This window comes from Mesorhizobium sp. M0514, from assembly GCF_040321145.1.
Taxonomy (GTDB): Bacteria; Pseudomonadota; Alphaproteobacteria; order Rhizobiales; family Rhizobiaceae; genus Mesorhizobium.
The window spans coordinates 1-10,476 of record NZ_JAMYQZ010000131.1; the positions used below are offsets into that span (position 1 = coordinate 1).

The 10,476-nt window shown below is 62.2% G+C and carries 11 protein-coding genes and 1 pseudogene; 6 read left to right on the forward strand and 6 right to left on the reverse strand.

What is annotated here, in order from left to right; translation table 11 throughout:
- The 4 genes and pseudogenes from NKI61_RS30575 to NKI61_RS30590 form a co-directional block, all read left to right on the forward strand.
- A pseudogene (locus tag NKI61_RS30575) lies at window positions 1-290 on the forward strand (aspartate aminotransferase family protein); the annotation flags it as partial.
- A 10-nt stretch (window positions 291-300) separates the two neighbouring features.
- Window positions 301-1,230 carry a 3,5-dioxohexanoate:acetyl-CoA acetone transferase gene (kce, locus tag NKI61_RS30580; RefSeq protein ID WP_023743112.1) on the forward strand — a complete coding sequence of 310 codons (930 nt, stop codon included), beginning with the start codon at window positions 301-303 and terminating at the stop codon, window positions 1,228-1,230.
- 209 nt (window positions 1,231-1,439) lie between these two features.
- Window positions 1,440-1,943 carry a GNAT family N-acetyltransferase gene (locus tag NKI61_RS30585; RefSeq protein WP_031193711.1) on the forward strand — a complete coding sequence of 168 codons (504 nt, stop codon included), beginning with the start codon at window positions 1,440-1,442 and terminating at the stop codon, window positions 1,941-1,943.
- The gene (locus NKI61_RS30590; protein ID WP_023743114.1) at window positions 1,940-2,968 is read left to right on the forward strand and encodes a histone deacetylase family protein; all 1,029 of its coding nucleotides are present in this window, start codon (window positions 1,940-1,942) and stop codon (window positions 2,966-2,968) included. The genes NKI61_RS30585 and NKI61_RS30590 overlap by 4 nt, the downstream gene beginning before the upstream one ends.
- Window positions 2,969-2,972: 4 nt before the next feature.
- On the opposite strand, the gene NKI61_RS30595 is transcribed toward NKI61_RS30590, so the two are convergent.
- From NKI61_RS30595 to NKI61_RS30605, 3 genes are all read right to left on the reverse strand, one after another.
- Complete coding sequence (locus tag NKI61_RS30595) at window positions 2,973-4,235, reverse strand: cysteine desulfurase-like protein (protein ID WP_023743115.1); 1,263 nt, start codon at window positions 4,233-4,235, stop codon at window positions 2,973-2,975.
- A 52-nt stretch (window positions 4,236-4,287) separates the two neighbouring features.
- A complete protein-coding gene (locus NKI61_RS30600) occupies window positions 4,288-5,355 on the reverse strand; it encodes an aldo/keto reductase (protein ID WP_023743116.1) in 1,068 nt (355 codons plus the stop codon).
- 115 nt (window positions 5,356-5,470) lie between these two features.
- Window positions 5,471-6,013 (reverse strand): hypothetical protein, encoded by a 543-nt coding sequence (locus NKI61_RS30605; protein WP_023706484.1) that lies wholly within the window; start codon window positions 6,011-6,013, stop codon window positions 5,471-5,473.
- A gap of 326 nt (window positions 6,014-6,339) precedes the next feature.
- Between NKI61_RS30605 and NKI61_RS30610 the strand changes: the two genes are divergently transcribed.
- Window positions 6,340-6,504: a hypothetical protein gene (locus tag NKI61_RS30610; RefSeq protein WP_023706483.1), complete on the forward strand. Its 165-nt coding sequence runs from the start codon at window positions 6,340-6,342 to the stop codon at window positions 6,502-6,504.
- Window positions 6,505-6,562: 58 nt separating this feature from the next.
- Here NKI61_RS30610 and NKI61_RS30615 read toward each other — a convergent pair whose 3' ends face one another.
- The gene (locus tag NKI61_RS30615; RefSeq protein WP_023743118.1) at window positions 6,563-7,069 is read right to left on the reverse strand and encodes a DUF1993 domain-containing protein; all 507 of its coding nucleotides are present in this window, start codon (window positions 7,067-7,069) and stop codon (window positions 6,563-6,565) included.
- Window positions 7,070-7,193: 124 nt separating this feature from the next.
- Here NKI61_RS30615 and NKI61_RS30620 point away from each other — a divergent pair, with 124 nt between their 5' ends.
- Complete coding sequence (locus NKI61_RS30620) at window positions 7,194-8,252, forward strand: DUF1176 domain-containing protein (RefSeq protein ID WP_352842096.1); 1,059 nt, start codon at window positions 7,194-7,196, stop codon at window positions 8,250-8,252.
- 36 nt (window positions 8,253-8,288) lie between these two features.
- On the opposite strand, the gene NKI61_RS30625 is transcribed toward NKI61_RS30620, so the two are convergent.
- On the reverse strand, window positions 8,289-9,494 hold the full coding sequence (locus tag NKI61_RS30625; protein WP_245272088.1) for an epoxide hydrolase family protein: 1,206 nt from the start codon (window positions 9,492-9,494) through the stop codon (window positions 8,289-8,291).
- Window positions 9,495-9,568: 74 nt separating this feature from the next.
- Window positions 9,569-10,426, reverse strand: a complete 858-nt coding sequence (locus tag NKI61_RS30630; protein ID WP_031246560.1) for an alpha/beta hydrolase — start codon at window positions 10,424-10,426, stop codon at window positions 9,569-9,571.
- Window positions 10,427-10,476: the final 50 nt, after the last annotated feature.

The following is a 10,476-nucleotide window of genomic DNA, read 5'->3' on the forward strand; positions in this document are numbered from 1 at the left end:
CCGATGTCCGAGGCAAAGGCCTGCTCACCGGCGCCGAGATGGTTGCCGATCCCGACACGCTGCGGCCGATCGAGCAAGGCAAGAAAACCACGCAGCGCCTGCTCGACCTCGCCTACGAGCGCGGGCTGATCATCTACGGCCGCAGGGTCAAGGGCGGTGTCGACGGCGACAATTTCATGGTGGCGCCGCCGATGATCGTCACGGCTGAAGAGGTCGGCGAGATCATTTCCATCATCGGCGATTCGCTGGAAGTTCTGGCCGCCGAACTCGACCTGCCGGTCGAAGGCTGAGGGCTAAAGAATGGCGCCGAGGAAAGTCATCATCACCTGCGCGGTCACTGGCTCGGTGCACACCCCGTCCATGTCGCGCTATCTGCCGGTGACGCCGGACCAGATCGCGGCTGACGCCATCGCGGCGGCCGAGGCCGGCGCCTCAATCCTGCATCTCCACGCCCGCGATCCCAAAGACGGCCGGCCGACCGCCGATCCTGAGGTGTTCATGCAATTCCTGCCGCGCATCAAGCAAGCGACCGATGCGGTGATCAACATCACCACCGGCGGTTCGTCGCTGATGACGCTCGACCAGCGGCTGGCGGCACCACTGCGGGCCGAGCCGGAAATGTGCTCGCTGAACATGGGCTCGATGAATTTCGCGCTGTTCCCGATGCTCGACAAGCCAAGGGAGTGGCAGCACGAGTGGGAACCAAAGCTGCTCGAAGCCACGCGCGACACCATCTTCAAGAACACCTTTGCCGATATGGAAGGCGTGCTCGAAAAGCTCGGCAAGGGCTGCGGCACGCGCTTTGAGTTCGAATGCTACGATGTCGGCCATCTCTATTCGCTGGCGCATTTTCGCGACCGCGGGCTGGTGTCGGGGCCGCTGTTCATCCAGTTCGTGCTCGGCATTCTCGGCGGCATCGGCGCCGATCCCGACAATCTCATCCATATGAAGCGCATCGCCGACAAGCTGTTCGGCGACAGCTACCAGTTCTCGGTGCTCGCCGCCGGCCGCCACCAGATGCCGCTGATCTCGATCGCGGCGGCGATGGGCGGCAATGTCCGCGTCGGGCTGGAGGACAGTCTCTACGATGGAAGGCAATTGGCGAAATCCAATGCCGATCAGGTGCGCAGGATACGCGCCATTCTCGATGGCCTGTCGCTGGAGGTCGCAACGCCGACCGAGGCGCGCGAGATGCTGGCGCTGAAGGGCGGTGATAGGGTGGCGTTTTGAGATGATTGATCTGCGATGATGGCCTTCTGGCACACCCCCCTCTGGCCTGCCGGCCATTTCCCCCTCAAGGGGGGAGATCGGATGTCACTGCGGCCTTCGCCAATCTCAATCGTTGCAAAATGGATGGCAGCGCCAAAGCTGCCAATCTCCCCCCTTGAGGGGGAGATGTCCGGCAGGACAGAGGGGGGTGCCTGGGCGCCTTGCCTATCGTGAGTACAGTCACCCTCCGCCCCGGCACCATCGACGACGTCGACACCATCCATGCCGCGCTGCTCAAGCTCGGCACCCATATCGGCGCGCATCAGGAGATCACGTCCACTGCCGACGATCTCCGCCGCTACGGCTTTGGCGACAAACCCGCCTTCTCCACCCTGATCGCCGAGATCGGCGGCGATTTTGCGGGGCTCTGCCTGCATTTCCCGATCTTCTCGACATGGATGGGGCGGCCCGGCGTCTATATCCAGGACCTCTATGTCGAGGACCGGTTTCGCGGCCGCAAGATCGGCGAAAGACTGCTGCGCCGGGTCGCGCTCGACTGCCGCCGGGATGGCGGCGCCTATCTCAGGCTGTCCGTCGACACCGACAATGACGGCGCCAAGGCTTTTTATGAGCGGCTGGGCATCGCCTGGTCGAGCTACGAGCAGACGCAGAAGATTGTTGGCGATGCCTTTTTCGCCTTTGCCGATGCAGCGCAGGATGGGGACGCGGAATGAAAGCCTTCTTTGCCGAGGAGCAGAAACGCCACGACCCGAAGGCCTTTCTGTCCAGCGGTGCGCCGCAGCCCAATCCCGAACAGCCGGAGCGGGTAGAGCGATTGTTAGCCGGCGCAAAATCCGCCGGATTGATGATCGAGCGGCCCAGGGAACATGGCCTAGGCCCGGTGGCGGCCGTGCATACGCCGGAGTATCTCGCCTTCCTCGAACACATTTTTGCGCGCTGGCAGCGCATCGAGGGCGCATCCGCGGAAGTCATCCCCAACATCCATCCACTGGCCCGCACAGGGTCCTATCCGGCCTCGGCGGTCGGCCAGGCCGGCTACCACATGGCCGACACCGCTTGCCCGATCTCCGCCGAAACCTGGCACAGCGCGCTGTGGAGCGCCTGGAGTGCAGTCGAGGCAGCCGAAGCGGTGATATCGGGCGCGCCTGCCGCTTATGCGCTCTGCCGGCCGCCCGGCCACCACGCCTTTGCCGATGTCGCTGGCGGCTTTTGCTTCATCAACAATTCGGCGGTCGCAGCCCAGGTGTTGCGCAAGCAAGTGGGGCGGGTGGTGATCCTCGATGTCGACCTGCATCACGGCAACGGCACGCAAGGCATCTTCTATGCCCGGGCCGATGTGCTGACAGTGTCGCTGCATGCCGATCCGGTGCGCTTCTACCCGTTCTTCTGGGGTCATGCCGACGAGCGCGGCGAAGGTCCGGGCCTCGGCTATAATTTCAACCTGCCCTTGCCGCGCAAATCAGCCGACGCGGCGTTTCTGGAAGCCCTCGAAGTGGCGTTCCAGCGTATCCGCGCCTTTTCGCCGGACGCGCTGGTCGTGGCGCTCGGTCTCGATGCGTTCGAGGGCGATCCGTTCGGCGGGCTTTCGGTGACCACGCCCGGTTTCTCGCGGATCGGCGAGGCAATTGCCAAGCTCGGCCTGCCGACGGTTATCGTCCAGGAAGGCGGCTATCTTTGCGACGCGCTCGGCGACAATCTCACGGCGTTCCTCACCGGTTTCGGCGGCAAACAGCGATAGCTGACTAGCGCTGCTGCCTCAGCATGGCGATCACCCGGTGCACGCTTTCCAACGTCTCGTCGATCTCTGCCGCCGTGTTGTAGTGCGCAATACCGATGCGCACGACGCCCTGCTCGGCCGGAATGCCGAGATGGTGGACGATCTCCCAGGCGTAGTTGTGACCCGACCATAGAAAAATGTTCTCGGCATTCATCTGCCGCACGATCGTCTCTGGCACGATGCCGTCGACGGTGAAGGACACGGTCGGCACGCGCTCAATGACACGCTTCTGATCGGTGATGCCGCGGATGGTCAGGCCCTCAATGGCGGACAGCCCATCGATCAGCCTCAGCGCCAGCGGGTTCTCGTAGGCGATCGAGACTTCGTATGCCTTCGCGATCTTTTGCCTTCGCGAACCGCCCTCGCCGGCCGCAGCACCGAGTTCGGCGAAGTAATCGACCGCTGCGGTAAGTCCGGCCATCAGCTCGATCTGCGGCGTGCCGAGTTCAAAACGCTCCGGCAGGCCGTTGGACGAACAGCGGCATTTGTAGGGTTGCAGCGCGTCGATGACGTCGCGACGACCCCAAAGAATGCCCATATGCGGGCCGAAGAATTTGTAGGCTGAGCAGACCAGGAAATCGCAACCGAGCTCCTGCACGTCGACCAAGCCATGCGGCGCGAACTGCACGGCATCGACATAGACCAGCGCGCCGCCCTGTTTGGCGATGGCCGTCAGCGCTTTCACCCGGTTGATCGAGCCGGTGAGGTTCGAGGCATAGTTCAGCGCAACAAGCCGCGTCTTGTCGGTGAGCAGAGCGCTCAGCGCCGCCTCCTCGACCTGCCAGCTCTTCTCGTCGAAAGGCAGAAAACGCACGACCAGGCCAAGGTCTTCGGCTAGCTGCAGCCAGGGCGAAACGTTGCCCTCATGGTCCATGCGGGTGACGATGATCTCGTCGCCTGGCTTGAAGCCGCGGCCGAGCGTGCGCGACATGTGATAGGTCAGCGTCGTCATGTTGGCGCCGATGATGATTTCCTCATGGCTTGCCGCACCGAGAAAATCGGCCATCGCCGCATGAGCGTCGTCGACCACCTGTTGCGCGGCAAGCGTGGTTTCGAAATAGCCGCCGAGGTTGGCATTGGTGGTCAAGAGGCAGCGCGCCACGGCATCGGCGACCGCTTGCGGCACCTGCGTGCCGGCCGGATTGTCGAGATAGATGCGCCGGCGGCCTTTATCGGTCAGGTCCAGCGCCGGAAATTTTCCCCTGACGGTCTCGATCGGAAAATCCATGGCTGTCCCCTTCCCCTTGTCTTTGCTCGGCAATCCCGGCCAAACGGTCTGCTTATGGGCACGGATTGCCGACGCGCTGGTGGATCGCATCCACGCCCTTCTGCATCTCGTCGGTCCAGGTCACATCGGCTGACGACAGCGCCATCTCAAGCTGGGCAATCGTCGTCGCGCCGATGATGCTGGACGTGACGAAAGGCCGGCTGGCGACATAGGCGTTGGCAAACAGCGCCGGTTCAAGGCCGAAGGAACGCGCCAGTTTGTTGTATGCGAGCTGCGCCTCCGCCGCATTTGGCGTCTCGTAGCGCTGGCCGCGGTTGAACAGCTGCGAGCGCGAACCCTGCGGCCGTGCGCCATGGTCGTATTTGCCGGTGAGATAGCCCTGCGCCAGCGGCGAATAGGCGAGAAAGCCGACATCCTCGCGTTCGCAGGCCTCGGCGAGGTTCACCTCGAACGTGCGGTTGACCAGATTGTAGGCGTTCTGCAGCGAAACGATGCGCGGGCCGACGCCCTTGTCGGCCTCGGCGATGAAGCGCATGACGCCCCAGGAGCTTTCGTTCGACAGGCCGAGATGGCGGATCTTTCCCGCCTTCACCAGCTCCTCGAAGACTGCGAGTGTCTCGGCGATCGGTGTCTCGCCGGCCGGCGCGCCAATGGCATCGGCACGGCGCGGCACAGCACCCACGCGGGTCGGGTTGGCGCCCCAGGGGATGTCGCGCTCCGGCCAATGGAGCTGATAGAGATCGAGATAGTCGGTGCCGAGCTTGGACAGCGATTTGTCGATGGCGTCAAAGATATCGGCGCGCACCAATTTCGACGGACGGTCGCCACGAAACCAGCTGTTGGCGGTGCGGCCGACCACCTTCGAGGCCAGGATCACCTTGTCGCGGTTGCCCTTGGCCTTCATCCAGCTGCCGATGATCTTTTCCGTGCGCCCCTGCGTCTCAGCCTTGGGCGGGATCGGGTAGAGCTCGGCGGTGTCGATGAAATTCACGCCGCGCTCAAAAGCCAGATCCATCTGCGCATGGCCATCGGCCTCGGTGTTCTGCTCGCCCCAGGTCATCGACCCCAGGCAGATCTGGGTCACAAGAAGATCGGTCCGACCGAGACGGCGTTTATGCATCGAATTTTCTCCGGCGGGAATTGCGCGGCTACGCTGGAAGGAAGCCGCATCTATAGGGAAAGCGGCGCCGCTCTCCAACCCTTAGCGGACCGACTTTTGCGTGAACCCTGGAAAGTCAGCGCCGGACGCCAGCCAAAGCGCGCCGCTTGGCCTCGTCGATCAGCATGTTGGCCACCTGCATGCGGATCATTGCGCGCTGGCGCAGATGCGGCGCGACGCGGTCGGGGTGGTTGGCGAAGGCGAAGCTGCGGCGCATGCGGCCGAGATCGGCGTTCTTGACTGGATGATCGAGGCCGAGCTCGACGGCGATCGCGTCAGGGTCGATCGGCGGCAGCTTTTCCTCGGGCTTTGCCTCTTCGCCGGCCAGCGCCAGCTTGGCATGATCGAGAAGGGCTGCGAATTCGGCGGCGAGATCGGCTCCCGCCTCGCGGTATTCGGCTGCGAACGTTTCGCCCGAGACCTTGATGCGGCCGGAATGAAGCTCGTCGGCCACGGAGAGATAGTCGAACGGGATCGACGGCCGGGCGCTCGTCTCTTCCGCCGCCTCATCCTTGTCGGAGGCAACGAACAGATCGTCGAGCAAGGAAGCGAAATCCCGCTTGGCGCCGATGTCAGCCTCCCCCTCGTTTAAGCGTGCGAACAGAGCCGGTCGCAGCATAGAACCGGCTCGTTAAAAATGAATGCCGCTGATCTTAACCAGTTTAGGCGTTCGCCGGGCTTGCGCGACCGGTTGATGGTGCAGCTCAACAAAAAGCCGGACTGCATTTGCATGCAGTCCGGAAATTCGCCAGGAGTGGCGAGGAAAAGCCGGCCATGTGCCAGCGTCTATGCGTACGGTCGGCACCAGTCATAAGTTTCAGCGGGTGAGCCAATTGTGCCGAAAAAATTGCGCCCCCGGCATGGCTGCCATGCAAATGCTGCACTGCACAATCTTCATAATTTGCCTATACTCGAAGATGTGGAGGATCAACTAGGGGCCGAATCATGGGGTTCTTCACTGAAATGTTTGCCCGTCCGCGTCCGCAGGAGCATCTGCGTTATCGTTCCGCCCTGGCACTGCTGCACTCGATGAGCAATGCCGACCGCGCCGACATCGGCATCAAGCCGGCCGACTTCCCGCGCATAGCCCGCGAAATGTCCGTGCGCTGAACCAGCGCGAGACGAGGTTTCCCGGCAGCGACCGGGAAACCTCGGAATGCCGAATTCGTCAACGATTACCGAGATAGGCGCCCTTGGTCAGCGGCACGCCATTGTGGCGCAGGATGTCGTAGGCGGTGGTCACGTGGAAATAGAAGTTGGGCATGGCGACATGCAGCAGATACTGCATGCCGGGCATCGAGGCTTCGCGCTGGCCAAACTTCAGTTCGACCACCCTTTCATCCGAACCATCGAATTCGGCGGCCGAGAATGACGCCAGCAGATCGAGCGTCTTGGTCAGGCGCGCCTGAAGCTCGGCGAAGGTCGCTTCATTGTCTTCGTATTTCGGCACCTCGCGACGGGCCAGCCTTGATGGCGCGCCCTTGGCGTGGTCGGTGGCGACCTGCACCTGCCTGACCAGCGCGTACATGTCGGGCGCCAACCTCGCGGTCAAAAACACCTGCGGGTCGATCTTGCGCTCGATTGCATTCTGTTCGGCCGCCGACAGCACGCCGGACAGCGCCTTCAGCCTGGCCGAAAACACCGGCACCGAGGCTTCATACATCGATAGTGTCACGTTCAAATCTCCATTGCGGCTGAAGCGCCGACGGCGGGACGTAGCGCCTTCCCGGAGGATTTTTCAAGCGTCACCACGTCGCCGCAATCGATGTGATAGAATCCTGTCGTGGTGGAGATCCCCGATGAGACTTGTCTTTCTGGCAGCGACCGCTTTTTTCTCCCTTGCTGTATCCAGCCAAGCTTTGTTGGCCGATGATGACCCGGCGACCGATGACCAGGCACCTTATGTCGACGACAGGTCGGATGCCGCAGCGGTGGTCCGTTCGCTCTACAGTGCCATCAACCGGCACGAATTCGCCCGCGCCTGGGCTTACTACGGCGATACCAAGCCGGCAAAGGATTTCGACACTTTCGTCAAGGGCTATGACGGCACCGACAAGGTCGACGTGGAAACCGGCGCCATTTCCGATGAAGGTGCCGCCGGCAGCATCTATTACAGTGTCCCGGTGGCCATCCGCGCCACCGACAAGGACGGCAAGGAAGCAGTCTTCGCCGGCTGCTACACGCTGCGCCAGGTCAGCGCTCAGATCCAGGCCCCGCCGTTCCGACCAATCTTTATCGACAAGGGCGCGCTGAAGCCATCCAAGGCCGATTTCGAGGGGGCGCTGCCGCCAAGCTGTGGTGACGGGCCGCCGCCGCCGAAGAAGGACGCCGCACTCGAGCACGTGAAGAAACTGTTCCCCGCCGATTATGGCGATCAGTGCGACAAGCAGTTTCTCGGCGAGGAGCCGAACATCTTTTCGATCAAATACAAGGCAAAGGACGCGGCTGCCAGCGATCCCGACAAGGAAACGCGGCTTTTCGAGTTCTACTGCCAAGCGGCAGCCTATAACGCAAGTTCGGTCTACTACATGACCGACGAAGTATCGGGCGTGCGGCAGTTGCAGTTCACCGAGCCCGAATTGGATATCCGTTACGAGAACAATGACAGCGACGGCAAACTGCTGGGCATGGATATCATCGGCTTCCGCACAACCGGCTGGGCGGCCAATTCCGAATATGACGAAGACGCCAAGACGCTGACCACGTTCAACAAATGGCGCGGCATCGGCGACGCCTCGGACAAGGGGATATACCTGTTCCGTAACGGCGATTTCTCCCTCGTCCAATATGATGTGGACGCGTCTTACGATGGCGAGGAGAACCCGCAGACGGTGGTCGACTACAACACCGCGCCGTAGGGGTCTTAGCAGGAACCGCCGCGCTTAAGCAGTCCTTCACATTCGCCTTCTCGTTTCAGGCCGCGAACGCATCGGCCGGAAGAAGGCGCGAATGTCCTCGACCAGAAGACTCGGTTCCTCCAGCGCAGCGAAATGGCCGCCTCGCGGCATCGATGTCCATCGCTGAACGTCAAAGACCCGCGCCACCCAGGATCGAGGCGGCATCGGCAACTCGCGAGGGAAAAGCGCTACCCCAAATGGCGGCGAAACGCGTTCCAGCGTCTCGAACGCAAGAGGGAACAGTCGATTCTCCTTGTAGAGTCGCAAGGACGAGGTGAGCGCGTTGCTGAACCAATAGAGAGAAACATCCGTAAGGAGCGTGTCCATGCCGAAGGTGCGCTCCACGTCACCGTCGCAATCGCTCCAGCTACGGAACTTCTCGATCATCCAGGCTGCGAGACCGATCGGCGAGTCTGTCAGAGCATAAGCAAGCGTCTGAGGCTTCGTGCCCTGCAGATGGGCATAGGCGCCCTCCGTTGCCGTCCAGGCCGCGGCCTTTTCCAGAAAGGCCTGCTCCTCAACGGTGACAGGTGGCAGACCTGCACCCAAGGGTGGCCGATAGCTCCCGGGAATGTAATTGACGTGGACGCCAAGCACGCTTTCGGAATGGAGCCGTGCCATCCAGGCGGAAACGCCCGCGCCGATGTCGCCTCCTTGGGAAGCGAAGCGGTCGTAGCCGAGCCCGCGCATCAACTGTACCCATAACTCCGCGATGCGGCCGGAATGGAAGCCTGGTTCCGTCGGCGCCTGGGAAAAGCCGTATCCGGGCAAGGAGGGAACTACCACGTGGAAAGCGTCGGCCGGGTCACCACCATGGGCAGCTGGGTCTGCCAGCAATGGAATGACGTGTTCCATTTCGATGAACGAGCCGGGCCAGCCATGCGTTATGATCAGCGGCAGCGGCGCCGGTCCGTTGCCTGGCTGGTGGACAAAGTGGACATCTAGGTTGTTCAGCCTCGTCAGATATTGCGGCAGCCGGTTCAGCCGCGCCTCTTGCACTCTCCAGTCGAAGCGGTCTCGCCAGTAATCCGCAAGGCGCTTGATGAATGGCAGGTCGGCCCCATCGCTCCAGCCCGCTTCGCTTAGCGGAATTGGCCATCTTGTTGCGCTAAGCCGGCGCTGGAGATCTTCAAGTTGTTCGTTCGGAATTTGGATCTTGAAGGGGTGGGCGTCCATCGCTGTGCTTCCGATCTGTTGGATCATATCAGCCTACACCTAAGAGGATATCGGCCGAACCATGATTGCCAAAACCAAGGGGCACCTCTGGGCGATATGCCTCAGGGCGCCTTCGACAGCATCCAGTTCAGCGTTTGGCGCCAGTCGACCATGCGGATCGGCGTGCCGTGGGTGCCGGTCTCGAACCGGACGAACCGGGTTGGATAGGCTTTCGAGTTCGCAGTGATGGAGCGGAAGAAGGCCTCCTGCTTCTCCACGGGAAAGACCGGATCCTTGCTGCCTTGGCCGAAGAACACCGGCACATGGCGCCTGTAGGCCGGGCTCGACAGGAAACTGTCATCCCATAGCGAGCCGAGCAGCAGCAGCCCGTTGATGCGCCGTCCCGTATCGTTGCGGCCGGCCAGCTTCCAGCACAGCGCACCACCCATCGAGCCGCAGGCGACGAAGATTTTCGCGTCCGGCGAGGCCTCGGCATAGTGGCCGATCAGCGCCGCGACCTGGGCCGCGCCCTTGTCGCCGAAATCGGTGAAATCGGGTGAGAGATAGAGGCCGCCATTGCCGGCCATCAGGTTCTTGATGCGGTTGAAATTGCCGCCGAAGGTGAAGTCGTCGACGCCCTGCTTGCGGCTGCCGCCCTGCCCGTGCAGGTAAAGCACGATGATGCCGGCGCCTTCGGTCTTACCGACGGCGACATGCCTGACATCGCCGGCATCGGTTTTCAGCATCAAATCCCGCTGCACCTTGCGCACGCCGGTGTCGGTATACTTAGCCTGCACGCGCTTTTCCGGCACTTCGTCGCGGTCGTTGATGTCGCGCATCTCGCGATAGTCGATGACGGTGTAGGCGCCTTTGTCCGTGGACGAGAGCGTCGCCGGATAGGCGAAGAGGTCATCCTTGTAGGGTTTTAGTTCGAGCGCGTCGGCGTGGGCGGCAGAGAACAGGAAAAAGAGCGAAATCAGAAGGCTATGGAGCGCGGCCGCCCCCCTCTGGCCTGCCGGCCTGGCCGGCA